This window comes from Klebsiella sp. GG_Kp173, from assembly GCF_040062415.1.
GTDB classification, from domain to species: domain Bacteria; phylum Pseudomonadota; class Gammaproteobacteria; order Enterobacterales; family Enterobacteriaceae; genus Klebsiella; species Klebsiella quasipneumoniae.
In genome coordinates this window covers 1-25,432 of record NZ_JBEAFZ010000028.1, presented here as the reverse complement: position 1 = coordinate 25,432, position 25,432 = coordinate 1, and the positions used below count along the sequence as shown (strand labels likewise).

Below are 25,432 nucleotides of genomic sequence, written 5' to 3'. Positions count from 1 at the left end.
CGCTCCGGATGAATATGATGATCTCATATCAGGAACTTGTTCGCACCTTCCTTAGTGTAATTTGATGCCAATAAATATCAAATAATAGTTCTGCATGGTCGTAAGTGAGGCTACCGGCATGACGCGCGGCGAAGCGATCCGCACCGGGCGTTTCTGGTATCTTGCCATCGGCGCGCTGCTGGTCTCCGCCGCGACCATTGGCGCCTCGGTGCATATGATAGCCCTGTTCAGCGATCGTCACATGCCGGGCTGGTTGATTACCCAGATACCGGTGGTGTTCGGCGTGGGCGGGCTGTGCGGGCGTTTTTGTACCGGGCTGGTCGTCGATCGCCTGCATGCAAGGCTGGTCGCCTTCGTTACCTTCAGCGCCAGCGGCGCGGCATTACTGGCGCTGGCGCTCTTCACGCCGGCGCCGTCCCTGCTGGGGCTGTTACCGGTGTTCTTTGTCGGCCTGGCGTCGGGTTCGGAGAGTGATTTACTGGCGTTTATGGCGCGCCGCTATTTTGGCGAGCGGGAGTATGGTGCCATCTATAATCGCATTCTCGCCATCCATTTTATCGGACCGGTGATCGGCCCGTTCAGCATGGGTTACGTTTTCGATCGCTTTGGCGGCTATCACATCAGCCTGATCGCCTGCGGCGGCGCTTGCTTCCTCGGCGCGCTGTTAATGCTGTTTCTCGGGCCTTATCGCTACCTCAGCCACGGCGACGCCGCCTGTATGCATGATGAAGCCAGCCCCGGGAGCGAAGGCGCGCTAAAAAAAGCCTGAAGGCTGCCGTGCCGGTTTGAACCGGCAAAGCGCGATCGGCGGAGGGGGCATCCTCCTTAATTCGTCCGGCGTCCGTAGCGGAGGGGGCTTCTCCGCGCGGCGCCTGCGATGGAGACGTTGCTCTCCGCGCAGCCAGGGCGCAGCTACTCTCTCCTTTCTGCACGCTGTTGCCCGGGCGGCTCGTCGGGTAATCACTTTTTCCTCTTTTTCTTCGTACTGAAAAGTCGCCTTAATGGTTATGACAACCCATGGTGTTTACCTGGAGGGCGGTCATGATGTGCTGCAGTCTGCAAAACCTTCATTCTTTTTTCCTATCGTAAATGAATAGTTAAAATTACTTCATTAATTAACTAATTGATTGTAAATGAGTTTTATGTGATTCATTCATTGTTTTTACAATTATGCCACTTCTTGACTTGCTCATCATCCTCAATGATGATGATGCATGAAACCAACGGTAAGGAAAAAACAATGAGTGAATATCAGCATATCGACGTGAGCCCGCAACTGGTTGAAGAGTATATTATGACGCTGGCGAAATATGGCGCTTCCCATGAAACCGGCGTCTGGCGAACGGTCTATTCCCCGGAGTGGGTTGAGGCGACCGACCAGTATGCCCGGTGGTGCGAAGAGTCAGGATTAGCCGTTAAGCGCGACGCGGTGGGAAACGTGTGGGGGGTGCTGGAAGGGAGCGAAAAGGGCAAATCCATCGTGTCGGGTTCGCATATCGACTCGCAAACCCCGGGCGGTCGCTATGACGGCGCGCTGGGGGCGCTGGCGGCGCTAATTGCGCTGCGCTGTTTAAAGCAGCAGTTCGGCCAGCCGAAGCGAACGCTGGAAGCCATCGCCTTTTGCGAAGAGGAGTCGAGCCGTTTCCCGGCGGCCAACTTCTGGGGATCCCGGGCCATTACCGGCCGCATCAGGCCGGAAGATGTCGACAATATTATCGGCTTTGACGGCAAATCCATCGGCGAAGCCATGCGCGATATCGGCCTCGATCCGGCGCGCATACCGGAGGCCAAACGCGATGATATTGATACCTTCATTGAACTGCATATCGAGCAGGGGCCCATTCTGGAGCAGGCCGGGCTGCCGGTCGGCATCGTCACCGCGGTAACCGGCATTCGCCACTACGAGGTTGAGCTGCGGGGTACCCAGAACCACGCCGGCGCCTTCCCGATGGATCTGCGCCGGGATCCGATGCAGGGGTTTGCGGAGATCGCCAGCGGCGTGGTCAATACCGCCCACCGCTGGGGACGTCCGGCGGTAACCACGGTAGGCAGGGTTAACGTCAGCCCTAACGCCACGGCGGTGATCCCCGACAGGGTGGTGTTTACGGTGGATGCCCGTCATCCCGATCCCGCCAGCGCGGAAAAACTGTATGCCACCCATGAAGGGATGATGCGGGAAGTGGCGCAGCGCCGTAATCTCGATATCAGCTGGCAGGTACAGATTAACCATATTCCGTGCCTCAGCGCGCCGACCCTGATTAAAACCCTGAAGGAAGCGGCGGATCATCAGCAAATTCCTACCATGACTATGGCGAGCGGGGCGGGCCACGATACGCAACAAATGGCCGCTATTGCCGATGTGGCGATGGTGTTCGTAAAAAGTAAGGATGGCCGCAGCCATACCCCGGATGAGTTTTCCTCCATCGAGGATATCGTTCAGGGAATAAAAGTGCTGGCCGGTGCGTTATATAAACTTGCCTGGTAACTGTTTCACAATATAAACAGTCAGCCGCTGGTCTGACGCCGGATAACATTCTCTCATTAAAGGTGAAAATATGTCATATTCTCGCTGGTCAGTCCTGCCGGACTGGCATTTTCGGGTATTGCCGCGCGATACCAAAAGTATTATTACCTGCGTCTTTCTTGGTCTGGCAATGGCTGTTTTATTGCAGATAACCGAACGTATCGATTTAGCCATCACCGGCGGAACCATTCCGATTGTTTCCGCCGTGGTGGTGTGTGCCATATGGTCGCCGGCGGCGCTTTTTTATGGCGTGACCGGCGCATTAATTACCGCCTGGATTAATCCCATTATCTCTAACCTGACGGCCTCGCAACCGATGGCGCCGTTCCTGTTCTTGACCAATATTTCCCACACCCTGCCGCTGGTGCTGCTGACGCTGTGGATCAAGCCGAAAATGCGCGGCCTGTCGCTGTTGCAGTTTCTGGTGATTAACCAGATCGCCGGCCTGTGCGACGCGGCCATGTTTGGCATCGGCAATGCCATTATTTTACATATGCCGTTTAAATTTATTCTGTTCCAGATTGCGGTTATTCAGCCCTGTTATTTATTAGGTGGTCTGGTCTCTTATCTGGTGCTGCGCCGGCTAATTAACTCCGGGCTGGTAACGACGGCCGGGGGGAACAATACCGTTAATACCATCTAGCGCAATAATAACCGACAGGATAAATCATTATGAGCGGCTCAATGTTATATAAACCAGGCGACTCTTTTTTACACCGGGCTGACCCACGGTCTAAATTCATTGCGTTACTGGCTATTTTAATTCTGGCATTAAGTACCACACGGACGGAAATTTTATTACTGACCTTTTTCGACACCGTGATTGCGCTGCGTCTGCTGGCGAAAACCCCGTTCAGCGCTTATATGCGCGTGGTGCTGTTTATTTTGCCGCTGATTATTATCCTGGTGGTATTGCAGGGCATAGTACAGCCTGGCGCGCCGCTTATCACCCTGGGGGGAGTGACCCTCAGCGCGCAGGGGGTGCAGCTGGGACTGGCGTTAGGCCTGCGCCTGCTGACCATGGGGGTCTGTTTCCTGGGCTTTTCCGCCACCACCAGTCCCGGGGAGGTGGCGCTGGCGGTGCACAGCGCGGGCGTGCCCTATCGCTACGCCTACCTGACCAGCTTCGCTTTCCGCTTTTTGCCGCTGATGCAGGAGGAGGCCGGCGTGCTATTGAAGGCGATGTCGGTCAGGGCCTGCGCTGACGTCAGCTCTCGTAATCCCCTGCGCCGGGGCAGCGCCATCGTCAGAATGATTGTGCCTATCCTTATCGGCGCCATGCGGCGCAGCGCGGATATCGCCCTCTCCATGGAGCTGCGTGGATATGGCTTAGGGACCCGGCGCACGTTTGTTCGTACCCTCAGGCTGCGGGGCAGCGATGTGGCGCTGATGCTTATGGCGATAATTTTCGTCGCCGCCATGCTGTGGATACAGCATCAGGGGGTGACGCTTTTTCCACTGACGGGGGCGGTAAGGCATGGATAAGGTGATAGAAGTGCGCGACCTGGCGCTGCGTTTTCACGGCGCGGAAACGCGCGCCCTTAACGAGGTCTCATTTACGGTACGCAGGGGCGAGGTGCTGGGCGTTGTTGGGGCCACCGGCGCGGGAAAATCCACCCTCTTAAAGGTGCTGTCCGGGGTGATTCCGTTTCATGAAAAGGAGGCGGCTTACAAGGGGGAGGTGAGGCTGTTCGGCCGGGAAGTGCGCGAGTACGCCAGCCTGACGGACGTCAGCGCCCGGGTCGGGCTGGTGCTGCAGGATCCTGAAGTTCAGTTGGTTAACACCCTGGTGCGGGAGGAGCTGGCGTGGGGCATGGAGAACCGCGGTTTCGCGCTGGAAAAAATCGCCGCGCAGATGGCCCGCGCCGCCGCCCTGTTTGATATTGAGCCGCTGCTCGACCGCTTTACCCATGCGTTATCCGGCGGCGAGAAGCAGCGGGTGGTGGTGGCCTCGGTGTTTTGCCTGAATCCGGAAATCATCCTGCTGGACGAACCGACCTCGGAGCTGGATCCCGCCGGTACGGAGAGCGTGATGAACGCCATTCGTATTCTGGCGGATGAGGGGGTCACGGTTATCGTGGTCGAACACAAAATCGAGGAGCTGGCGGAGTATGCCGATCGGCTGCTGGTGCTGGATGGGGGCAATGTTGCCGCGTTGGGCAAGCCGGCCGACGTCTGCATTGGCGAATTTCAGCGCGGCAACCCGAACTACTGTCCGGAAGTGCTGGCGTTCAGCCTGCAGATGGCCGCGCGCCATCTCTGGCCGGCGCAGCGGCTGGCGATGACGGTCGCCGAAGCGTCCGGTATCTGGCGGGAGCTAAACGCGCCGTGGGGCGAGGCGGGAGGGGAAGAGAATGCATAACGATAACGTCATTTCATTAACCGGGGTGGAGCATACGTATCCGGGGGAGGTGCGCGCGCTGAATAAGCTGGATTTCCATATCCGGCGCGGCGAGTTCATCTCCATTATTGGTAAAAACGGCTCGGGTAAATCGACCATCGTTAAACATTTTAACGGCATGCTGCACCCCACCAGCCCCCAGGGGCAGGTCGAGATCCTGACGCGCTCGGGAGAACGGCTCAATACCCGCAAACTGCCGCTGTATCGCATCGCCCGACATGTGGGCTACGTATTTCAGAATCCCGACCGGCAAATCTTTCACGACAGCTGCGCGGCCGAGCTTGAGTTCGGGCTGGCGAATCTCGCGGTGGCGAAGGAGAGCCGCGCCGGGCTTATCGCCGCCATGCTGGAGCAGGTCGGGCTGGGGGGTTATCAGCAACGTAACCCGGCGCACTTAAGCCGCGGCGAGCGGCAGAGGCTGGCCATTGCCGCCATCCTGGTGATGGCGCCGGAGGTGGTTATCGTCGATGAGCCCACCACCGGCCAGGATCATAGCGAATCGCGGCTGATCCTCGACGTGCTGAAACAGTACAACGCCGCCGGCAACACGGTGATCATCATTTCGCACGATATGGCGCTGGTGGCGAAGTACGCCAGCCGCATTGTCGCCATGCGCAGCGGCAGCGTGCTGGCCGATGGCACGCCCGAAGCAGTTTTCTCCCGCGTCGAGGTGCTGGAAACCACCAACGTCAGGCCGCCGCAGATCGCGCAGTTCGGTCTGGCGATAGGGGAACCCGGCCTGCTGACGGTGGATAAAGCGGTCGCGCGCTGCGCGGCGATCCTGACCGCCGCTGAAGCTGGCGACCCTTTCCCCCTGCGTAAAAAAGCCTGAGGAGCTGGCAATGAAAATTATGATCACCGGGTTGTGCGGTTTTGTAATGAGTATGCTGGCAAAAGAGATCCTGACGAAATATGCGCAGGCGGAGATCGTCGGCATCGATATCGCCGGACCCGATGAAACTGCCGCCAGGCTGTTTGCGGACCACCGTCACCGTCTCACCCTGCTACAGGCCGATATCACCGACGCGCAGGCCATCAATACCTTATTCGACCAGGTGAAGCCTGATTACCTTATCCACGGCGCCACGGTGACGCACGTTGATGCCTGGGAGCGGGAGCAGCCCGGGCGCTTTATCACCGTTAACACCCTGGGTACGCTGAATCTGTTGCAGGCCGCGGTGGCGTGCCGTTCGGTCAAAAAGGCGCTCTATATCAGCAGCGCCGCGGTATACGGCGGCCGGGGCCCGGAGACCCCGGAGGGGCTACAGCCGGAAAGCGGACCGTTTTATCCCGATGAGCTGTACGGCATCAGTAAATTCGCCGCCGAACAGATCTGCCAGCGCTTTATGCAACTGCACGGGCTCCCCGTCGCCATCGTCAGAATGACCAAAGTCTTTGGCGCGATGGAGCGGCCCACTTCCGCCCGCGCCTCGATGTCCATCCCCTACCGGTTAATGCAGGCGGCGCTGCGCCAGAAGCCGGTGACGATTTCTCAACGCAGCGCACACGCCCTGAGCGACTGGATTAGCGTTGACGATGTGGCCCGGGCGCTGGTGCGCCTCTTCCCCGTCGAGGCGCCGACGGGGGTTTATAACCTGGCCTCCGGCCAGGGGACGCCGCTCTCCACGCTGGTGGCGCAGTTTCCGGTTGAAATTCGCTGGACCGGCGAGGGGGAAGCGGATATCGACAGCGATCCGAACGAGCGCTATGGCAAGAACGGCTGCTATGACATCGGGCGCCTTACCTCGGCGATTGACTGGCGACCGCAGCCTGTCGAGGAGCAGTGCGCGCAATATATACAGTGGGCGAGGGAAAACCCGGCCGCCTTTATTTCAGCAGATGAAAAACAGAGGAGTCAATAATGTTGAAACGTTACCAGACCAGTAAACGAATGAGCGCGATGGTTGAGTACAGCGCTAACGCCACGGTGGTTTGCCTCTCCGGTCAGGTGCCCGATGACCTGACCGACAGCGTAACCGTCCAGACCCGGAACGTGCTGGAAAAAATCGACGGCCTCCTTGCCGAGGCCGGTTGTCAAAAAGAGCAGCTGATTAGCGCGCAGATATGGCTGACCGATATTACCAAATTCGATGAGATGAACGCGGTCTGGGACAGCTGGGTGCCGGAAGGGCATGCGCCGGCGCGGGCCTGCGTCGAAACCCGCCTGGCCCGGCCTGAGCTGCAGGTTGAAATTCAGGTGACCTGTCTGAAAGAGGCGTAATATGCGCCACTCTGTTCCCGCTATGGATGATGATTATGTCTGAAAGAGATCTTATTGGCTATGGCGCCAACCCGCCACATCCGCGCTGGCCGAACGACAGCCGCATTGCCGTGCAGTTTGTGATTAACTATGAGGAAGGCGGCGAGCGATCGGTGCTGTACGGCGATCGCGAATCTGAAGCGTTCCTGACCGAAGAGCCGACCCGTGAATTCAGTAATATTCGAAATCTGAACGTAGAGTCCCAGTATGAATACGGCAGCCGCAGCGGTTTCTGGCGCCTGCACCGTCTTTTTACCGAGCGGCAGCTGCCGGTAACCGTGTATGGCATCGCCCAGGCGCTGGCCACCCATCCCGAAGCGGTGGCGGCAATGCGCGAGGCGCAGTGGGAGATAGCCAGCCACGGCTTACGCTGGATAAACTATGCCGAGATGCCGGAACAGGAGGAGCGGCGGCATATTGCCCGGGCGGTGAAATTACATACTGAGGTCACAGGCGAAGCGCCGCTGGGCTGGTATACCGGCAGGATGAGCGTGAACAGCCGCCGGCTGATTGTCGAGCAGGGCGGGTTCCTTTACGATTCCGACTCCTTTGCGGACGATTTGCCTTACTGGGAAATCGTGCAGGGGCATCGCCATCTGGTGATCCCCTATACCCTCGATAATAACGATGGCCGCTATGTCAACAGCTATGGTTTTCAGGCGCCTAACTTTTCCGATTACCTGATTCAGGCGTTCGATCTGCTGTATCAGGAGGGCAAACAGCAGCCGAAAATGATGAGCATTGGCCTGCATACCCGCATCAGCGGCAAACCGGGACGGGCCGCCGACCTGGCGCGTTTCCTCGACTACGTCTGCGCCCGGCCCGGCGTCTGGGTGACGCGACGGGTGGATATCGCGCGCCACTGGCACCGGCATTTTTCAGGCGACTAAAGGTTTATCCTCACCGGCGGGCGAACGGGTTGCCCCGCGCAAAATCTGTTCGCCCGCCGCAACGCAAATAACTGCTTTAGGCTATCAGATCTGTAATAATACGCGCCATTATCTTAATACAACGGAACAGACAGATGGCAAAGTATGACGTTGAAAAGGAGCTGGTTGCGCTGAGCCTGCTTGACGGCGCGGCCGCGCCGGTTGGCGCCTTTCGTTTGGTTGAGGCTTTTAAGGAGCACGGCATCGGCATGAGTGAAGCCACCGCCGGCCGTTTTCTGCGTCAGATGGATGAGCAGGGGTATACGGAAACCTTAACCAAGCGCGGGCGGATCCTGACCTCCTGCGGTTATCAACGTTTAGACGAGCTGCGCCTGCGCAAAAAAACCTCGCTGTACAGTGAAAAGGTTACCCGCGCCGCCAGGCCCGAGGGGCGGGAGGATCTCATTGAGCTGCTCTATTTTCGCCGCGCCATTGAATCCCAGGCCGCCTGGCTTGCCGCGACAAGGGCCACGGAAGAGGAGATCAAACAGCTTCACCATTCCGCCCACACCCATCTGCACTGCGCGGAATCCGATCACCGGGGCCAGGCGGCGCAGAATTTCCATGTGCTGGTGGGCAAGGCCTCCCATAACCGCATGATTTCCGTCATGGTCGAACTGTTTTACGAGCCGGGTTACGGTTCGCTTTCGATGCTGCTGGACCGGTCGCTGGCGGGGAGCCTAAAGCTGATAGCCCAGGATCATCTGCAGCTGGCGAAGGTGATTGAGGAGCGAAACGCGCAGCAGGCTGAAGCCATCATGCGGGAACACTTTGATAAGTTTATCGACGCGGTGTCCCGGGCCCGCTAACGCTGCCGGCGCAGACGTTTGCCGCCGTGGCTGACAGGGCCACAGCGGCATCTTCAAGTCAGGGTAGGGAGGGCGGAGGATCAGCCTGAACTCTCCGCTGCGCCGTAGCGGCTGCGCGCCACGAACTGACCCCGTCCCGATCTGCCCACGATGTCGTTCTCTTTAACGATAACCTCGCCCCGGGACAGCACATGGGTAATCTGTCCGCTCAGTTCGGTGCCCTCATAGACGTTATATTCCGTCCGCTGCCACTGTTTATCCTGGCGAATGGTCCAGCGCCGGGCGGGATCGAGGATCACGATATCGGCGTCGGAACCCACCTGCAGGGCGCCTTTGCGCGGGTATAAGCCGAAGATTTTCGCCGCGTTATGGCTGGTGGCCCCGACAAACTGTTGCAGGGACAAGCGTCCTTCGGCGACCCCGAAGTGGTACAGCAGTGAAAAACCGTTCTCGATGCCGGGCAAGCCGTTCGGCGCTTTGGTGAAATCAAATTCGCCCCGTAACTTACCGTTGTGGTAAGGATGGGAGGCATGATCCGAACCGACGGTGGAGAGCGTCCCTTCCGCCAGTCCCTTCCACAGCGCCTGCTGGTCGTGCGGGGTTCTGAGCGGCGGCGAACAGATATATTTTACCGCCTCGCGATTCTCTTTTTTCAGACAGGTATCATCCAGCACCAGATAGTGCGGACAGGTTTCCCCCCATGCCCTGACGCCGCGTTTTTTGGCCCGCGCCACCTCGTCCATTGCCGCCTCGCAGGTGACATGGACGATGTAAACCGGCGCGTCAAGCACCTCGGCAATGCGCAGCGCCCGGCTGGTCGCCTCCGCTTCCAGCGCGGCCGGACGGGTAATGGCGTGGTAGAGGGGGGCGGTTTGCCCGTTCCGGACGGCGTGGTGAATCAGTTCGTCAATCACGTCGCCGTTTTCCGCATGAATATTGGTGACCATCCCGGCCCTGGCGGCCGCCTCCATTAAACGATACATCTGCTGGTCGTTAACCATCACGCTGCCGCGATAGGCCATAAACAGCTTGATGGAGGTCACCCCCTCGTCGGGCAAGCGGGCGATCTCCTCCAGCACCCCGTCGTCGCAGCGGTTAATAATCGAATGAAAACTGTAATCAATCAGCGAACTTTGCGCCTTTTGCTTCCATTGATTAAGGTTTTCCAGAAAGGAGGGCTGGTGCCTGTCGGGGTCGGTAAAGTTAATCACGGTGGTAATACCGCCCGCCGCCGCCGCCCGGGTACCGCTGTTAAAGTCATCAACGGTGCCGTTAATGGCCAGATGGGCATGGGGATCGATGCCGCCGGGAAACAGATACTGGCCGCTGGCGTCGATAACCCTGTCGTTTTCCGTTACCGCGATGCATTGTGCAATGGCGGAGATCGTGCCGTCGACAATTTTAACATCCGCGTTGAAGGTATCGGAAGGGGTCACGACGGTACCATTTTTGATGATGGTGCTCACGATGCTGGCTCCTCTTTATTCAGATAATGCAGGGCGACCTGCGCCAGCAGGCGGGTTCCGCTGGCGATATCCTGGGGGGAGGCATACTCCTGCGGATTGTGGCTGCCGTTTTCCGAGCGCACGAATATCATGCCCATATGGGTGAATTCGGCCATCAGCTGGGCGTCATGGCCGCCGCCGCTCGGCAGTTCCATTACCTGTAGCCCCAGGCGCTGGCTCTCCCGCCTCATGCAGGCGAGGACGTGATCCGCCGTCATCGCCGGATTGGCCTTCAGTCGGGTGTTAAACCGGACGTTCAGCCCGCGGGTTTCGGCGATGGCCTGGGCCCTCTGCGCCAGCGCCTGCAAAATATGCTCCCGGCGCGTAAGGTCGATATCCCGGACATCGATAACCGTCGCGCTTCTGCCGGCGATAATATTGACCTGGCCGGGTAAAATATCCATGGTGGCCGCGGTGCCTACCGCCGTGCCGCCATACTTATTCACGATCTCCTCTACCGCCAGGGCAATTTCGCAGGCGCCCAGCAGGGCGTCCTTACGCATCGACATCGGAGTCGCGCCGACGTGATTCCCTTCGCCTTCGAAGATCACCTCGGTCAGCGACAGGCCGGTAATACCGGTCACCAGGCCCACCGGCACGCCGGCCTGCGCCAGAATGGGCCCCTGCTCAATATGCATCTCCAGGTAGAGCTGAATATCATTGCTGGTTCGTACCGCCTGCGCGATATTATCCACATCAAGGCCAAACCCCTTCAGCACCTGATAACGGGTCGCGCCGGCGGCGTCCCGCACCGCTAAATCGTCGGCACCGATTTTGCCGGCCATCGCCCGGCTGCCGAACACCCCCCCGGACTGAAAGCGGGAGCCCTCTTCTTCACAAAATGCGATCACCTCCAGCGGTCGTTGCAGGGCAATCTGCGCTTCATGAATATGCTGCGCCACCTCAATGCCGCCGAGCACGCCGATAACCCCGTCATATTTGCCGCCGTTGCCGACCGAATCAATGTGCGAACCAATGGCAATCGCTGGCTGACCGGCTAAGCTCCCCTCCAGCCGGCCGATTAAGTTACCGGCCTGATCCAGCCGGGTGGTCATCCCGGCCTGATGCATCCATGCGCTGACTAATTCCAGCCCCTGGCGATAGGTTTCGGTCAGCGCGATACGCGTCACGCCCCCTTCGGGGGTTTTACCAATTAATGCCAGTTGTTCAATTCGTTGCGCTAATCTTGCTTCATTTATCATTGGCTACGCTCTCAGTGGCTATGAGTTGTCCGGCAATGGACACGCGGTTTTTGCTCAGCGTCATCATTAACAGATAGGCGATACCCGCCACGCCGACGCCAATAAACCAGTTAAAGCTGTACAGGATGGTGAGCGAAGGCGTGAACAGGCCGATAAAGGCAGAGACAATACCGAGCAGGAAGGCAATGACGGCATAGCTATTCCACTGCCCATACCGGCCGCTATGGCGGAACAGGCTGTTTACGTCATAGTTTCTTTTCCTGACGATATAAAAATCGGCCAGCATAATGCCGAGCACCGGCCCCATGGTGGCGCCGATGGCCCCCATTACCATCTCAAACGAGCCCCCTTCGCGATACCAGAGCCAGGGGGCGGAGAGGGCGCCGATAATAATGGCGATCAGCGCTGATTTACTGAAATTAAGCACCTTCGGCAGCAGGCTGGTCAGGTCGTAGCCGACGGCGACGCCGTTGGTCCCGACGTTGACCGACAGGGTGGAGATCAGAATAGAGGCGGCGCCGATAATAACGACCAATGGATGGTCAAACTGCATCAGGACCTCGATTGGATTGGTTAACGGTTTATCGAAAGCAATCAGCGTCCCGGCGGTGGTTAATAGCGCCATGGCTGAAAAAACCGCGAACATGACCGGCATACCTATGCCCTGGCCAATCAGGTGATCTTTCTGGCTGCGGGAAAAACGGGTTAAATCGGAAATATTCAGGATCAGGGTGGCGACGGTGCCCAACAGGGATGACATACCGATAAAGAAGGTCAGCCAGAAGTGGGCGCCGCTCAGGGTGCCCGGCAGGGAGAGCAAATTGCCGAAGCCATCCGCTTTATTCGCCGCCCAGCCCACCAGGCCCAGCCCCACCAGCATAATCAGCGGGCCGGCCCAGGTCTCAAATTTCCTGACCCGCTCAATATTATGGGTAATAATCCAGGCATGCAGCAGCCAGGTGATGACATAGGCGATAAAGTTATTTAACGGCATGCCGAGCAGGGGGTAGCGGCCAAGCTGCTCCCAGGCGGCGAAAGCGGCGCCGAGAATGGCGTTAACCGCCATGCTGCCGAGATACATATGCACGCCGAACCAGAAAACCCCCAGCACGGCACGCAGGAATACCGGAATGCAGGCGCCTCTGGTGCCGAACGCGGCGCGAATTAACACCGGAAACGGCACGCCATATTTTGCGCCGGCATAGCTGTTAATGACGATTGCCAGAAAGGCGATACCATAGGCCAGCGAGACGCAACAAAATGCCTGCCAGAAACTCATGCCCTGGGCAATCAGATTGGCCGCCACCTGCCAGGCCACCAGGTTATGAACGATGCCCATCCAGATGGCGCAATAGGACCACCACGTCCAGTTTTTATTTTTACCCTGCATGGGCGCAAGGTCGGCGTTATAAAGCGCAGGGTCAAAGCCGGCGACGGTGGGGGCGCCGCTATCCTTTAACGTATTATTTAATTCACTCATTGCTACCCCTTAAGCACGATGTGGCACCCGGGCTCTGCCCGTTAAATAAGCAGAACCGCCGGCTGGAATAAAAGTAAACGGGATATAAAAGGGATATATCCTCATACTTCAGGTTGCAGATGCGCGGGCGGGATTCACTCCCCGGAATCACTTACCTGAGTAAGCTCATCGGGATCCCTTCTCTTGCCGCCTTCCTGAACCTGAATGATTCAGGTATCACTGTACGGGTTACTACAGCATCACATCGCCGCAGTTCGGCCCTAATGTCTGGCCGGTATAAAGATTACCATCCGGACTGGAGGCTAAAAACAGCGCCGTTGGCGCAATTTCATCGGGATGGCCAAAACGCGGAATAACCAGTTCTTTTAGCTTATTAGTGCGCCATTCATCGCTGACTTCGCCCATTAGCTGCGTCTGTACCGGGCCGGGGGCGATGCAGTTGGCGGTAATGCCATACCGGCCAAGCTCCAGGGCGGCAGATTTGGTAAAGGCGATAATTCCCGCCTTTGCCGCCGCATAATGGCAATGCTCGACGCTGCCTTTCTGGGCTACCTGGGAAGAGATATTAATAATACGGCCGAAACCCTGTTCAATCATCGACGGCACGGCATAATGTGAGGTTAAAAATACGCTTCTTAAATTGACGGCAATCATGCGATCCCAGTTTTCCGCCGTCATATCTTTTAACAGCGCCGGGGTGGAGATGCCGGCATTATTAACCAGAATATCGATGCGTCCGAAAGCGGCCAGCGTCTTTTCAATTAACTGGCGGGCGGTCTCTTCCCGGGAAATATCCCCCTCCACCGCAATGGCATCGTCACCATAATCCGCCATTTCATGCTGGATAGCGTCTTTGACATGAGGTGTGTTACCAAAATAATTAATCGCCAGCTGCGCCCCATGTTTAGCAAAAGTCAGGGCAATGGCGCGGCCAATTCCATTTCCCGGGCCGGCGCCGGTAATCACCGCGACTCTACCTTTTAGTTTCATCTTAATCTCTCAACTCAGTGGGTTATTAAATATAAAACCGCGCATAGCCGTGGCCTTTGTCCCGGCGGGTTCGTCTCCGGCGCCCCATAAACTGCGCGTAAAACGGGCTAAAAACCCTGATGGTTAACTTTTTGTTAAGTTCATCATCATCTATGATGATGAACAAGTCAAGGAGGGCGCCGGCGGATAAAAAAGGGAGGCGGTGGTTAATTTTAATCAATAAAACAACATGTTATAAAATGACGGAAAGGATGTTCATCCTTTCATAGGGAAAAAGTATGAATGGCATCACACTCCAGGGTTAAAAATTATCCCTAAATGTTAACAACGTCGCGTTATTCTTTTACGCTGAAAGCGCGGGCAGGCCACAGGCAGGGCCACTGCGACGGTATGGGCAACCATTGGGCCCTGAAACCGGTGGCAGAGAGGCCAGGGTTTACTGGCTGATGTTCAGGATGGTGCGGATATTCCTCGCGCTGGTGGCGATAATATCGATAGCGCCAGTGCGCAGCGCCCCCATAATCGCCATTGCTTTAGTGTTTTCCGAGGCGATGGCGATCACGCAGGGGATCTGCTTCAGCTCTTCCAGACTGATGCCGATAACCCGGTTGTCCATAACGGTATTGACATGTTCGCCCCGGGCGTTAAAGAAATCATATCCGGCGATGTCGCCGATAACGCCCTGGTTCAGGCTGGCCTCGTTGATCTCCTGCGGCGTAAACCACCCCAGCTTCACCATATAGCTTTCTTCGTTCATATCCCCGATACCCACCAGCGCAATATCTGCTTTACGTGCGCGATCCAGCGTCTCCTTGATGGTGCCGTTGTGCAGCAGCAGCTCTTTTAACTGCATGTTTTCGACATAAGCAGGGGCGTAGAGCGATTCGCTGCTGCCGCCGAATTTTTTTGCCAGCAGACGGCTGATATGGTCGGCGTTAATGACGTCCCCGGGGCGATGGGTGCCGCCTATTCCGCAAATGAAACGACAATCCCGGGCCTGGATGGTTCCGGAAAATTCCGCCACGGCGGCGACGTTGCGGCCCTGCCCGACGGCGACCACCACGTTGTCTTTAAGTACATTATTGAGATGCCCGGACACCAGCGTGGCCACCTGCCGACGCTGTTCATCTTCATCATTGTGATCGAGGGCGATAAGCGCGCGGCTGACAGGGAAACGCTCCTTGAGCTGCTTTTCCAGTTGGGTGCGGCTTTGTTGAATAAATCGAACTTTTGCTGAGTTGAAGGATCAGATCACGCATCCCCTGACAACGCAGGCAGTCCCGTGGCAAAGCAGAAGTTCAGAATCACCAACTGGCACACTTATAACAAAGCTCTGATCAACCGTGGCTCCCTGACTTTCTGGCTGGATGAGCAGGCGATTAAGTCGTGGTATGACACATCTCCGTCTTCAGCACGCGGAAGACCTCAGCGCTATTCTGACCTTGCCATCACTACCGTTCTGGTGATTAAACGCGTATTCCGGCTGACCCTGCGGGCTGCTCAGGGCTTCATTGATTCCATTTTCACCCTGATGGGTGTTCCGCTGCGCTGTCCGGATTACAGCTGTGTCAGCAGGCGGGCAAAGTCGGTCAGTGTCAGTTTTAAAACGGTCACACGGGGGCAAATCGCGCATCTGGTGATTGATTCCACCGGGCTTAAGGTCTTCGGTGAAGGCAAATGGAAAGTCAGGAAACACGGCAAAGAACGCCGCCGTATCTGGCGGAAGCTGCATCTGGCCGTTGACAGCAAAACACATGAAATCATCTGTGCAGACCTGTCGCTGAATAACGTAACGGACTCAGAGGCTTTCCCCGGGTTAATCCGGCAGACCCACCGGAAAATCAGGTCAGCCGCCGCAGATGGCGCTTACGATACCCGGTTATGTCACGATGAACTGCGCCGTAAGAAAATCAGTGCCCTTATTCCTCCCCGGAAGGGAGCGGGTTACTGGCCAGGCGAGTATGCGGACCGCAACCGTGCCGTTGCTAATCAGCGGCTGAGCGGAAGCAATGCACGGTGGAAATGGACAACGGAATATAACCGTCGTTCGATAGCGGAAACGGCAATGTACAGAATGAAGCAGCTGTTGGGAGGTTCACTGACGCTGCGTGACTACGATGGTCAGGTAGCGGAAGCTATGGCCATGGTGCGGGCGCTGAACAGGATGACAAAGGCTGGAATGCCAGAAAGCGTGCGTATTGCCTGAAAATTCAGACAGCTACAGGAGGACTCGCCCCAAATCTGATTTATTCAACAAAGCCGCTGTAAATTTCAAACTGCGCTCTGTATACCGAACCGGTATATCCTGGAGGTAGAGGGTTAATTTTTAGCCATAGGAATTTATGACCACAACGTGTCAGATACTCCCAGACATGAACCATTGATGCATGCATTTAGTCTCCTAACAAATAGTCACTCTGAGTAATTATGACGCAAGGGATAATTAGCTGAGCACAACACTGCATCTGTCACCTGGATGAATTTCCCATTCTGTAATTATTTTTAGACTGATAATAAGCAGCCATATAGCCACGCTGTTAAATTACCGGATGGCCATTCCGGCCAGATCCGACTTTTATGTTATTCCGCAGTTTCCGGAAGTGTACCACGGTCAGGAAGTAAGCGAAGCACTGTTTTCTGCTGCTGCGCGCCGGGTCACGGGGCAGGGGAGGGACACAACATCTAGCGTCATCGTCAGCCAGGAACACCGCTACATCTTGTGTTTCCGGGCCGCTGCGCGCCGGAGCCGTTCCGGCAGATCCGGAACTCAGGGTTTTCGGATCTCCGCTGAAATTAGAAGGGATATACATTACTGTAGCGGTATAATCATCACATTTAGTAATTAATGATTCATCACAATTTTGGAAATCAAAACAAGTTGATTAATGGATAACAATAAAATGCTAGGTTAGCATGAAGAGAAAAACAAACATGCAAGGAACGATGATGCTCAGCCAGCTTAACCTGCGTTTTCATAAAAAGCTGATCGAGGCGCTGAAAGTGCGCGCCGGTCGCGAAAATACTTCGGTCAACGCCCTGGCCGAACGCTTCCTCGATGACGGACTGAAAACGGTCGCGCCCGGCGACGGGTATTTTCAGCTCATTGCCGATCCGGAGGCCACGGTCCGGCAGCTGTACCGGCATATCATTCTCGGCCAGACCTTTGGCACGTCAGCGCTCTCCCGCGACGAACTGCGCTTTGTCTTGGTTCACGCCAGGGAGGCCTTCATGCGCGGGCATAACAGGCTGGCCACACTCCCGGCCCTGGACACGCTGCTGGACATCACCGGCAACCTGCTGGCCTGGCAGGTGGAGCACGACCGTCCGGTTGACGGTCACTACCTGAAGGGGATTTTCCGCCTGGCCGGGAAAAACTGGACGGAAGAGTTTGACGACTTCCGGGCAGCGCTGCGCCCGGTCGTGGATCAGATGTATGCCGAACACCTCCTGCGTCCGCTCGAGAGCGACTGTTTTGGCCTGGCGGAGGTGCCGGACGCGGTGCTGGCAGAAATCTTCACCCTGCCGCGGCTGAAAGCTGTTTTCCCGCTGATGCTGCGTGGGCTGGACTGGAACGGGGAAAAGGCCAGAGACCTGGCCCAGGAGCTGCGCCCGGTGATCCCGGCCGTAACGGAAACCATTGAGGCCGGTACGCTGCGCCTGGAGATCCGCATCGACGGCCAGCACCCCGGCGCGCGCCCGGGCGCCTGGTATGAGACACCGCGGCTGCACCTGCTGATCACCGGCCAGGACTTCGTGGTGCCGTACGGCTGGGAAGCGTTCTCCGAATTGCTGGGCCTGTTCACGTTGTACGCCCGCCATCCGGAAGCCCTGGCGCACGGCCACCAGGGCGAGCGCGTGATGTTTTCCCCGCCCGGACATGTCACGCCGGAGGGATTCTTCGGTATCGACGGCCTGCGGATGTTTTTGACGGCTGAGGCCTTTGAGACGCTGGTCCGGGAGCTCACTAGGCGATGCGCGGAAGGCACGCTGGCGGAACCCCTGACCGGTCTGCGCTGCCTGCACGGAGATCTGTGAGGAGACTCCCATGTACAATAACCTTCCCGCCTTAACCGACAGTATTCTGTGGGATAATGGTCTTCTGGCAAAAGACTATTCTGTCCTCGACGCTGAAGCGCTGATGGGAGCACTTAGCCGTTATCTCCACGCGGTCAGCGTACTCCGGAGCGAGTGGCATAATCCCGAACACTCTCCTCTCAGCCTGTGGATTGCCCGTCACGACCAGGTAGCCCTTTATCGACCCGGATTGTTGTCAGCTGAGCGAATAATCCTGACCGATGCGCTGGAAGAAGCGGCATTACGGCTTGAAATTGTTGAATCATCCCAGGCGATGGATCATCTGGTACATAACAGAGAAACCGACAGGCTTGGGGATATCAGAACTGGTGTTGCGCATTTCATTCGTTTTGCTAAGGACAATTTTCTTCTGATTCAGGCCGGTTTCATTGCTTTCACGCCTTGTGAATCAGCAAGGCATGAACAGCAGCGCAGGATGCAGCTCCTGCAGGATAACCCTGACCGGCATTTCCTTCACAGCGTGATGCCTCCGGCTGTGGCTCAGCTCTATGAACGAAGCCTTTCCGTGCGGGGCATCAGGCGAGTGGGTGACGAAGGGCATTTCAGGTTTGTGTCAGAAAAAACATTGCCGGACGAGATCGTGCTGGAATTACGGGATTGCCTCAGTCCTTTCACCAATGCGTATATTTATCAGGAAATGCGGCCTGTCCGGATAAACGAAGACGGGACGTTTATAGCAAGGATCACCCGCGGTAAACATGAAAGCCGTAAAGGGTATGAGCGATGGGTAAACGGAGCCAGAAATCGTAGCATGTACTTTCATTATCGCGGTCTCCTTACTGATATCAGCCAGTCAGCCAGGGCTGGTGCCTCTTTTGTCACTCGTTGTACATTCCAGAGCAAAATACTTCAGAAACTGGATGAACCGGGTAGACTTTCACGTCGGATGCTGGAAATTGAGCTCCCGTTTCTGCAGGACCTGTCTTTACACGACATTTTTCGCATCCGTACCGATTACGAACCAAGCGTGACAGCCTTCAGGCGTTCTTTGCGTGACTGTGCAGTTGAAATGGAGCGCGCGTCCGGTCCGGATGAGATCCGCCTCCTGCAGCAGCGTTTCCGGGAACGTATTGCGGATGAAGGGCTGGATGAACTTCACCAGAAGCTCAGCATATGGAAGCGCAGGAGTATGCAGGACACTGCACTGCTCGCCGTACCGGCAGTGCTGGGTTATATGGGATCACCTTCATTGCTGAATATGGCCGCTGGAGCAGTTAGTCTCCTGCAGGCTGTGTTGGGGGCTCATCGTCATCATGGAGATGTAACCCATCATCCGTCCTGGTTTCTCCTGCGCACCACGGCAATTAAGTGCATGAAGAAGTAGTAATCAGACCGTGCTTAGGCAGAGCATTTCATCTGTCAGGAATGACTTCATGGCTTATTTTTATAGGCTATCCTGTAAAAGTTTAAGTCATAGAGCCATACATAAAGCTCACCTCCGAAGACCTTGGTTTTTATAAGGTGTAATGATAATGTAAGTTAATGTTTCACATATCAAAGGAAACACCATGAGCCGCAGGGAGTTGTTCAGCGAATTTCTTGAAAATTTGAATCTTGACCTTAAACAGGCCAAAAAGATCAGCTATCACTATCGAAAAATAACCAAGTCATTAAATCTTGCGTTCAGAGGAACTAGTTCCCGGGTAGCAAATCGCTTGAAAGTGGGGTCAGTAGGTAGACATACCGCAATAAAAGGCATATCCGATCTGGATATGCTTTATATTATGCCCCCCAATCAGTATGAATATTATAACCATAAGGATAATGGTCAGTCTGCATTGCTCACAGATGTCAGAAACATTCTGGCGGAAGAATATCCTGACCAGACGGTGAAAAAGGACAGGCTGGTCGTTCAGGTCGTCTTTAAAAACTTTCATGTCGAGGTTCAACCAGTATTCAGACAGGATGATGGCAGCTTTAAATTCCCTGAAAGCTATAATGGGGGAGCATGGCGCATTACAAAACCTCTTCACGAAAAGGCGGCTATGACCGCATTTTCGCGAGATAAATCCAACAATCTGCGCAAGCTGTGTAAAATGATCAGAGCCTGGAAGAACCTGCATGGCGTCAATATGGGTGGCTTACTGATAGACACACTGGCGTATCGCTTTCTTTCATCAACATCAGATTATGACAATACCGGAAATGGCAGTCTGGGAGTCCTCGCCAGAGACTTTTTTGAATATCTGTCAAATGAGGAGAGAAGGGAAAGGTATCTCGCGTTAGGCAGTAATCAATATGTACGTGTTAAATCCCCTTGGTTTGGTCGGGCAGCGAAACACGCGTATGAACTATGTTGTGATGCCTTAGACGCTGAGGGTGCTGCCAGTGAAAATGACCGCTGGCGCAAAGTGTTCGGACGAGCCTTCCCCAGACGTAAGGTGGATATTATGGAAGCCCGCCTCGCTCTGGAATCGCATGCGGCTGATGCTGCTCCCTGGGCCGATACCGAAGAGTTTATAGAGGAAAAATATCCGGTGGATATCAAGTACTCACTCAATCTTGACTGTACCGTAACCCAGGATGGTTTCCCTCCCAGAAGCCTGAGGGAGATGCTTACCAGAAGATTTCGCCTCTCCGCCCGAAAATCTCTCCTTTTCCGGGCAGACCTGACAGAAATGGAGGCAGAGGAACCCTACACCGTTATGTGGAAGGTACTGAACGTGGGTGACGAAGCACGCAGAAGAAATATGATCCGGGGACAAATCGTTCCGGACGGCGGCTACTATACGAAGAAAGAGACTACCGACTTCCGTGGAGATCACGTGGTAGAATGCTATGTGATAAAAAATGAGGTTGTGGTTGCCCGGGCACAGATTGAAGTTCCCATAAGCTGAGGTTTTTATGACGCAATCAGAGATGCTGAAATTAATCGCCCGACACGGTTATAACGTCGGATTTGGCGCTAAGAAAAACTTTGCCACCTATGATCTGATTTGTAAGGCATCCGGTTGGATTAGCTTTATTTCTCTTGCTGTCGGTGTGTTCGCCCTTTTCATTCCTGAGCTGGCCACAAACGTCATCTCCGCGATATTAATTATATTTGGTGTTGCTACCATGTACATTCAGTTTTATGACTCGGAAAAGCAGAGTTATGAAAGTGCGGGGATTGAGCAGACCAAAATTTTTAATGAACTTGAAGTCATATACCGCAACGTGAAAAGCGATGCAAACTTTGACTATCAGCATACACAGCAATCCATCGACGCTATCATGTCCCGGTTTTACGGTACAGTCATTAGCAAACAGATCTTCGGAAGTAACTGGTACGCACATTATAAATTTTACTGTGAATTTGAGAAAGCATGGGTTGAAGAAGAACTGAACCTGACACTGAAGGATAAAATTCCGCTTTCGCTCTGCTTTCTCGCCGGTCTGGTGATCATTTTCACTATAGCTGTCATCTGGAAAACGTCCTGATGTTGCTGTCGATGAAAAGTTCAGTAAGCTGACTGGCAAATATGCGATGTATATGTATAGCCGGTATCACCATCTAATTTACGTTCAATAAAATTGACCTGCTATTCTGCAGGTCAATTCATACTTCAGACCCTTCCGTTGTCTTACTTGCTCAGAGCGAGGTGTCGCTCCTGGGCTTCATCAGCAGAGTTAGAAGCTGAAGTCTCCTCTATCAACACAACCAGAGTCATGGCAGTCGGTAAATTCGTTACCTAATTAGCCAGTTAAGATCCGGCTTTAGCTTTTTTCGGATCTGACCGGGAAAAGAGAGAATACAACATAGGTTCAACATATCCATATGCCGGGCATCTGCATAGGTGTGGCATACGCATATACTTACCATCTGCATATGCTATGACTATACATATGCTTTGCATCTGCATATACTGAACATAGTCATACAGGCCGGTCGGCCAGGAGGAAATGATGAGAACTGTATCCATTTTTAAAAACGGCAATAACCGCGCCATTCGTCTGCCCCGCGATCTGGATTTTGAGGGAGTGAGCGAGCTGGAGATCGTCCGGGAAGGGGACAGCATTATTTTGCGTCCCGTCCGGCCGACCTGGGGCTCGTTCGCGCAGTTCGAGAAGGCAGACCCGGACTTTATGGCGGAGCGCGAGGACGTTGTCAGCGACGAAGGACGATTTAACCTGTGAACAAGACCTATATGCTCGACACCTGTATCTGCTCGTTCATCATGCGCGAGCAGCCGGAAGCCGTCCTGAAGCGCCTGGAGCAGGCGGTGCTGCGCGGCCAGCGCATCGTTGTCTCGGCCATCACTTATTCTGAAATGCGCTTCGGGGCCACCGGCCCGAAGGCCTCCCCGCGCCACGTCGAGCTGGTCGACGCGTTCTGCGCCCGCCTCGATGCCATCCTGCCCTGGGATCGCGCTGCGGTGGACGCCACCACGGAGATTAAGGTGGCGCTGCGAATGGCCGGGACGCCGATCGGCCCGAACGACACGGCCATTGCCGGGCACGCCATCGCCGCCGGTGCCGTGCTGGTGACGAATAATACGCGGGAATTTGAGCGGGTACCGGGTCTTGTGCTGGAAGACTGGGTAAGATAACGCTGTAAAACAAAACAGGCGGTCTGGCGCAGCCGGACACTCTTTCAGTCAGCGGTATATAAAGGAATAAAAGATGCCTCTGATCACGCGGCTTATGCTGCAAAACTTTAAAAAGTTTCCGGAACTGGACCTGCGCTTCACTCATGACCGTAACATTCTGGTCGGGGACAATGAGTCCGGGAAAAGCACGATTCTGCTGGCCCTTGACCTTGTGCTGAGTGACAGCCGGCACCGGGTCGAGGCATTGGGTGTGGAATCGCTCCTGTCCCAGTCAGCAGTAAGGCAGTTTCAGGAAGGTGAGCGCCGCGCCGATCAGTTACCCGTGCTGACAGCTGACGTTTTCCTGAGTAATGGGGGAGATCCTGACCTGAACGGCAGGCAAAATCTGGCGGGTATCAATGCGGATGGTCTCAGAATGCGTATTGCACCAATGACGGAGGAATACGGCCAGGATATTCACAATGTACTACAGCAGGATCCCGATAATTTTCCCTATGAATACTATTCCGTGCGGTTCAGCACCTTCTCCGGTGGTCATTTCGCCAGCTTCAGACGCTATCTGCGCCATCTGCTCTTAGACAGTGCACGCATCGATAACGAGCACGCCGCACAGGAATATACGCGCACAGTTTACAGCGTCAATGTGCCGGTGGCCGATCGGTACCGGCTTGAAAACAGTTACCGGCAACAGAAAATGCACTTCTGCACCCGGCATCTGTCAGCCATAAACGACACGCTGGAAACGTATCAGTTTGGCGTGCGTTCCGGTGCTAAATCAGGGCTTGAGGCGAATCTGGACATTACCGAGGACGGTATTTCCATTCGTCACCGTGGAAAAGGAAGGCAGTGCTTCATCAAAACGGAGTTTGCGCTGCAGCGGCATCAGCAGCAGGGAGAGCTCCACGTACTGTTGCTTGAGGAGCCGGAAAATCATCTCAGCCATGTCAGTATGAAGAGGCTGGTTAATCAGCTTGCCACTGAACGGCAGACGCAGGTGTTTATTGCCACACACAGCAGCCATATCTCCTCCCGCCTCGATCTGCGTAAGGCAATCCTCCTCGGGTCTGCCCGGCCGGTACTGATGAATGAACTTTCCGCTGAGACTGCCGCCTTCTTCATGAAAGCACCGGATAATAACGTACTGGAATTTGCGCTGGCCAGACGTGTGCTGCTCGTGGAGGGGGATGCTGAGTTTATTCTGATCGAGGCCTTTTATCGCCGCCTGTATGGCAGGGCACCGGAGGAAGACGGAGTTCACATCATCGCTATCGGCGGAACGAGTTTCCGTCGTTATCTTGAACTGGCCCGTCTTCTGGAAAATCGCGTCGCGGCCCTTCGTGATAATGACGGCAACTATCAGCAAAACTGCGATGAACGCTATGCTGACGTGATTTGTTCCCGCTCCCGGGTATTTGCTGATCGCGATAACACCCGATCCACATTTGAAATCAGCCTGTATCAGGATAACGCTGATCTGTGTGATACGCTTTTCCGCGGACCCCGCCGGACACTCACGGTGCAGGAATACATGCTGGCCAATAAGGCAGAAGCAGCATTCCGGCTGTTACAGCTGCACGCCGGAGAGCTGACCGTACCTGATTATATTCAGGAGGCACTGGCATGGATAAGAGAGTGATATTTGCGGTTGCCGGCTCGGGCAAGACCACGCTGCTGATACGACGGTTGAGTGAGGACAGGAGGACGCTGCTCCTGACCTTCACCGTGAATAATGAAGCGCATCTGCGGGCACAGATTATCAGACGTTTTGGCTTTATCCCGGAAGGGATCAGGGTGATGACCTGGTTTGAGTTTCTGCACGGTTTTTGCTTCCGGCCTTTCCTGCAGGAGCAGCTGGCATCGCGTGGCCTGAGCTTCGACCAGCCCCCACCCAGAATACCGCGCACGAATGCCCGGCATTATCAGGATCCCGCCGGACGGCTGTATCACCGGAGGCTCGCACATTTACTGACAGCCCGGGGGTTGCTGCCGGATATCCGTATCCGGCTTGCCCGTTACTATGATGAACTGCTTGTCGATGAAGTCCAGGACTTTGCCGGACATGACTTTAATTTTCTGCTGGAGCTCTGCCGCGCGGAAATCACTGTGCTCTGTTGCGGCGATTTTTATCAGCATACCTTTGATACAAGCCATGACGGCAACGTTAATTCAACGCTGCACGACGACATCACGCGATATGAGGCCCGCTTCGACGCAGCAGGTTTCGCGGTTGACCGGGACACGCTCAACCGGACATGGCGTTGCTCAGCTTCAGTGTGCGAGTTTATCACCGGGCAACTGAACATCCGTATCGCTGCCCATGGGATACATGCCTCCCTGATTGAAACGATCGCAGATACAGAGCGCTCAGCCACCCTGCACGCCGATAATACGGTGATTAAGCTCTTCTATCGTGAACATCACCGTTACGGCTGCTATTCCATGAACTGGGGCGCCAGTAAAGGGCTCGATCACTTTCAGGATGTCTGCATTGTGATGGGATCCTCCCACTGGAAGCTTCTGACCCGTCAGGAACTGGCAACCCTTCCACCGTCGTCCCGTAACAGGCTGTACGTGGCATGCTCACGGGCGCGCGGCAACATTTATTTTGTTCCCGAAACTCATCTGCGCCGATTCCGAAACTGAGTTACCGACTGGCTTTGTTGAATAAATCGAACTTTTGCTGAGTTGAAGGATCAGATCACGCATCT

At 55.4% G+C, this 25,432-nt stretch carries 23 protein-coding genes and 2 pseudogenes; 19 read left to right on the top strand and 6 right to left on the bottom strand.

The annotated features are described in order from the left end of the window. The first annotated feature begins 118 nt into the window (after nucleotides 1-118). The 10 genes from ABLU50_RS14530 to ABLU50_RS14485 all read left to right on the top strand — a co-directional run bounded on the left by ABLU50_RS14530 (nucleotide 119) and on the right by ABLU50_RS14485 (nucleotide 8,923). On the top strand, nucleotides 119-769 hold the full coding sequence (locus tag ABLU50_RS14530; protein WP_040120137.1) for an MFS transporter: 651 nt from the start codon (nucleotides 119-121) through the stop codon (nucleotides 767-769). 471 nt (nucleotides 770-1,240) lie between these two features. Next, nucleotides 1,241-2,485 carry a Zn-dependent hydrolase gene (locus ABLU50_RS14525; protein ID WP_040120136.1) on the top strand — a complete coding sequence of 415 codons (1,245 nt, stop codon included), beginning with the start codon at nucleotides 1,241-1,243 and terminating at the stop codon, nucleotides 2,483-2,485. A 70-nt stretch (nucleotides 2,486-2,555) separates the two neighbouring features. Beyond that, complete coding sequence (locus tag ABLU50_RS14520; protein WP_052191567.1) at nucleotides 2,556-3,167, top strand: hypothetical protein; 612 nt, start codon at nucleotides 2,556-2,558, stop codon at nucleotides 3,165-3,167. Between the two features lie 29 nt (nucleotides 3,168-3,196). After that, nucleotides 3,197-4,009 (top strand): energy-coupling factor transporter transmembrane component T, encoded by an 813-nt coding sequence (locus tag ABLU50_RS14515; RefSeq protein WP_052191566.1) that lies wholly within the window; start codon nucleotides 3,197-3,199, stop codon nucleotides 4,007-4,009. Continuing rightward, nucleotides 4,002-4,886, top strand: a complete 885-nt coding sequence (locus tag ABLU50_RS14510; protein WP_040120135.1) for an ABC transporter ATP-binding protein — start codon at nucleotides 4,002-4,004, stop codon at nucleotides 4,884-4,886. The genes ABLU50_RS14515 and ABLU50_RS14510 overlap by 8 nt, the downstream gene beginning before the upstream one ends. Continuing rightward, nucleotides 4,879-5,757: an ABC transporter ATP-binding protein gene (locus ABLU50_RS14505; RefSeq protein ID WP_040120134.1), complete on the top strand. Its 879-nt coding sequence runs from the start codon at nucleotides 4,879-4,881 to the stop codon at nucleotides 5,755-5,757. The genes ABLU50_RS14510 and ABLU50_RS14505 overlap by 8 nt, the downstream gene beginning before the upstream one ends. Before the next feature lie 10 nt (nucleotides 5,758-5,767). Beyond that, nucleotides 5,768-6,787 (top strand): NAD(P)-dependent oxidoreductase, encoded by a 1,020-nt coding sequence (locus ABLU50_RS14500; protein ID WP_040120133.1) that lies wholly within the window; start codon nucleotides 5,768-5,770, stop codon nucleotides 6,785-6,787. A 29-nt stretch (nucleotides 6,788-6,816) separates the two neighbouring features. Beyond that, a complete protein-coding gene (locus ABLU50_RS14495) occupies nucleotides 6,817-7,146 on the top strand; it encodes a RidA family protein (RefSeq protein ID WP_227633734.1) in 330 nt (109 codons plus the stop codon). 35 nt (nucleotides 7,147-7,181) lie between these two features. Beyond that, the gene (gene puuE, locus ABLU50_RS14490) at nucleotides 7,182-8,075 is read left to right on the top strand and encodes an allantoinase PuuE (RefSeq protein ID WP_102781620.1); all 894 of its coding nucleotides are present in this window, start codon (nucleotides 7,182-7,184) and stop codon (nucleotides 8,073-8,075) included. A gap of 134 nt (nucleotides 8,076-8,209) precedes the next feature. After that, a complete protein-coding gene (locus tag ABLU50_RS14485; RefSeq protein ID WP_052191565.1) occupies nucleotides 8,210-8,923 on the top strand; it encodes an FCD domain-containing protein in 714 nt (237 codons plus the stop codon). Between the two features lie 80 nt (nucleotides 8,924-9,003). On the opposite strand, the gene hydA is transcribed toward ABLU50_RS14485, so the two are convergent. From hydA to ABLU50_RS14460, 5 genes and pseudogenes are all read right to left on the bottom strand, one after another. Then, nucleotides 9,004-10,389: a dihydropyrimidinase gene (gene hydA / locus ABLU50_RS14480; RefSeq protein WP_040120130.1), complete on the bottom strand. Its 1,386-nt coding sequence runs from the start codon at nucleotides 10,387-10,389 to the stop codon at nucleotides 9,004-9,006. Beyond that, on the bottom strand, nucleotides 10,386-11,630 hold the full coding sequence (locus ABLU50_RS14475; RefSeq protein WP_040120129.1) for a M20 family metallo-hydrolase: 1,245 nt from the start codon (nucleotides 11,628-11,630) through the stop codon (nucleotides 10,386-10,388). The genes hydA and ABLU50_RS14475 overlap by 4 nt, the downstream gene beginning before the upstream one ends. After that, nucleotides 11,620-13,110 (bottom strand): cytosine permease, encoded by a 1,491-nt coding sequence (locus ABLU50_RS14470; RefSeq protein WP_052191562.1) that lies wholly within the window; start codon nucleotides 13,108-13,110, stop codon nucleotides 11,620-11,622. The genes ABLU50_RS14475 and ABLU50_RS14470 overlap by 11 nt, the downstream gene beginning before the upstream one ends. 231 nt (nucleotides 13,111-13,341) lie before the next feature. Further along, nucleotides 13,342-14,100 carry a 3-oxoacyl-ACP reductase family protein gene (locus ABLU50_RS14465; protein WP_040120128.1) on the bottom strand — a complete coding sequence of 253 codons (759 nt, stop codon included), beginning with the start codon at nucleotides 14,098-14,100 and terminating at the stop codon, nucleotides 13,342-13,344. Between the two features lie 436 nt (nucleotides 14,101-14,536). After that, nucleotides 14,537-15,304 (bottom strand): annotated as a pseudogene (locus ABLU50_RS14460) (sugar-binding domain-containing protein); the annotation flags it as partial. 78 nt (nucleotides 15,305-15,382) lie between these two features. On the opposite strand from ABLU50_RS14460, the gene ABLU50_RS14455 reads away from it, so the two are divergent. The 5 genes from ABLU50_RS14455 to ABLU50_RS14435 all read left to right on the top strand — a co-directional run bounded on the left by ABLU50_RS14455 (nucleotide 15,383) and on the right by ABLU50_RS14435 (nucleotide 21,615). After that, nucleotides 15,383-16,306: an IS5 family transposase gene (locus tag ABLU50_RS14455; protein ID WP_040120127.1), complete on the top strand. Its 924-nt coding sequence runs from the start codon at nucleotides 15,383-15,385 to the stop codon at nucleotides 16,304-16,306. A 740-nt stretch (nucleotides 16,307-17,046) separates the two neighbouring features. Continuing rightward, nucleotides 17,047-18,135: a transcriptional repressor PifC gene (pifC, locus tag ABLU50_RS14450; protein WP_032426215.1), complete on the top strand. Its 1,089-nt coding sequence runs from the start codon at nucleotides 17,047-17,049 to the stop codon at nucleotides 18,133-18,135. A gap of 10 nt (nucleotides 18,136-18,145) precedes the next feature. Beyond that, entirely contained in the window at nucleotides 18,146-19,519 is a 1,374-nt protein-coding gene (locus ABLU50_RS14445; protein WP_004206605.1) for a hypothetical protein, read from the top strand. Nucleotides 19,520-19,703: 184 nt separating this feature from the next. After that, nucleotides 19,704-21,032: a nucleotidyltransferase gene (locus ABLU50_RS14440; protein ID WP_004206607.1), complete on the top strand. Its 1,329-nt coding sequence runs from the start codon at nucleotides 19,704-19,706 to the stop codon at nucleotides 21,030-21,032. 7 nt (nucleotides 21,033-21,039) lie between these two features. Continuing rightward, nucleotides 21,040-21,615: an SLATT domain-containing protein gene (locus ABLU50_RS14435; protein ID WP_004206608.1), complete on the top strand. Its 576-nt coding sequence runs from the start codon at nucleotides 21,040-21,042 to the stop codon at nucleotides 21,613-21,615. Nucleotides 21,616-21,881: 266 nt separating this feature from the next. On the opposite strand, the pseudogene ABLU50_RS14430 reads toward ABLU50_RS14435, so the two are convergent. Then, nucleotides 21,882-22,124, bottom strand: a pseudogene (locus ABLU50_RS14430) (hypothetical protein); the annotation flags it as partial. Between ABLU50_RS14430 and vapB the strand changes: the two are divergent. The 4 genes from vapB to ABLU50_RS14410 all read left to right on the top strand — a co-directional run bounded on the left by vapB (nucleotide 22,081) and on the right by ABLU50_RS14410 (nucleotide 25,367). After that, nucleotides 22,081-22,311: a type II toxin-antitoxin system VapB family antitoxin gene (gene vapB, locus ABLU50_RS14425; RefSeq protein ID WP_001261282.1), complete on the top strand. Its 231-nt coding sequence runs from the start codon at nucleotides 22,081-22,083 to the stop codon at nucleotides 22,309-22,311. The pseudogene ABLU50_RS14430 and the gene vapB sit on opposite strands and share 44 nt — an antisense overlap. Beyond that, a complete protein-coding gene (locus ABLU50_RS14420) occupies nucleotides 22,308-22,724 on the top strand; it encodes a type II toxin-antitoxin system VapC family toxin (protein WP_001044770.1) in 417 nt (138 codons plus the stop codon). Before vapB ends, ABLU50_RS14420 begins: the two co-directional genes overlap by 4 nt. Nucleotides 22,725-22,797: 73 nt before the next feature. Next, a complete protein-coding gene (locus ABLU50_RS14415) occupies nucleotides 22,798-24,360 on the top strand; it encodes an AAA family ATPase (RefSeq protein WP_004206609.1) in 1,563 nt (520 codons plus the stop codon). Next, nucleotides 24,345-25,367: a helicase UvrD gene (locus ABLU50_RS14410; RefSeq protein ID WP_000361404.1), complete on the top strand. Its 1,023-nt coding sequence runs from the start codon at nucleotides 24,345-24,347 to the stop codon at nucleotides 25,365-25,367. Before ABLU50_RS14415 ends, ABLU50_RS14410 begins: the two co-directional genes overlap by 16 nt. The last annotated feature ends 65 nt before the right edge of the window (nucleotides 25,368-25,432 follow it).

Coding starts and splice junctions, on each gene's coding strand:
- ABLU50_RS14435 (WP_004206608.1), top strand. CDS start 21,040: ATGACGCAATCAGAGATGCTGAAATTAATCGCCCGACACGGTTATAAC.
- ABLU50_RS14440 (WP_004206607.1), top strand. CDS start 19,704: ATGAGCCGCAGGGAGTTGTTCAGCGAATTTCTTGAAAATTTGAATCTT.
- ABLU50_RS14475 (WP_040120129.1), bottom strand. CDS start 11,630: ATGATAAATGAAGCAAGATTAGCGCAACGAATTGAACAACTGGCATTA.
- ABLU50_RS14495 (WP_227633734.1), top strand. CDS start 6,817: ATGAGCGCGATGGTTGAGTACAGCGCTAACGCCACGGTGGTTTGCCTC.
- ABLU50_RS14500 (WP_040120133.1), top strand. CDS start 5,768: ATGAAAATTATGATCACCGGGTTGTGCGGTTTTGTAATGAGTATGCTG.
- ABLU50_RS14505 (WP_040120134.1), top strand. CDS start 4,879: ATGCATAACGATAACGTCATTTCATTAACCGGGGTGGAGCATACGTAT.
- ABLU50_RS14510 (WP_040120135.1), top strand. CDS start 4,002: ATGGATAAGGTGATAGAAGTGCGCGACCTGGCGCTGCGTTTTCACGGC.
- ABLU50_RS14410 (WP_000361404.1), top strand. CDS start 24,345: ATGGATAAGAGAGTGATATTTGCGGTTGCCGGCTCGGGCAAGACCACG.
- ABLU50_RS14465 (WP_040120128.1), bottom strand. CDS start 14,100: ATGAAACTAAAAGGTAGAGTCGCGGTGATTACCGGCGCCGGCCCGGGA.
- vapB (WP_001261282.1), top strand. CDS start 22,081: ATGAGAACTGTATCCATTTTTAAAAACGGCAATAACCGCGCCATTCGT.
- ABLU50_RS14415 (WP_004206609.1), top strand. CDS start 22,798: ATGCCTCTGATCACGCGGCTTATGCTGCAAAACTTTAAAAAGTTTCCG.
- ABLU50_RS14530 (WP_040120137.1), top strand. CDS start 119: ATGACGCGCGGCGAAGCGATCCGCACCGGGCGTTTCTGGTATCTTGCC.
- ABLU50_RS14470 (WP_052191562.1), bottom strand. CDS start 13,110: ATGAGTGAATTAAATAATACGTTAAAGGATAGCGGCGCCCCCACCGTC.
- pifC (WP_032426215.1), top strand. CDS start 17,047: ATGCTCAGCCAGCTTAACCTGCGTTTTCATAAAAAGCTGATCGAGGCG.
- puuE (WP_102781620.1), top strand. CDS start 7,182: ATGTCTGAAAGAGATCTTATTGGCTATGGCGCCAACCCGCCACATCCG.
- ABLU50_RS14515 (WP_052191566.1), top strand. CDS start 3,197: ATGAGCGGCTCAATGTTATATAAACCAGGCGACTCTTTTTTACACCGG.
- ABLU50_RS14485 (WP_052191565.1), top strand. CDS start 8,210: ATGGCAAAGTATGACGTTGAAAAGGAGCTGGTTGCGCTGAGCCTGCTT.
- ABLU50_RS14445 (WP_004206605.1), top strand. CDS start 18,146: ATGTACAATAACCTTCCCGCCTTAACCGACAGTATTCTGTGGGATAAT.
- ABLU50_RS14525 (WP_040120136.1), top strand. CDS start 1,241: ATGAGTGAATATCAGCATATCGACGTGAGCCCGCAACTGGTTGAAGAG.
- ABLU50_RS14520 (WP_052191567.1), top strand. CDS start 2,556: ATGTCATATTCTCGCTGGTCAGTCCTGCCGGACTGGCATTTTCGGGTA.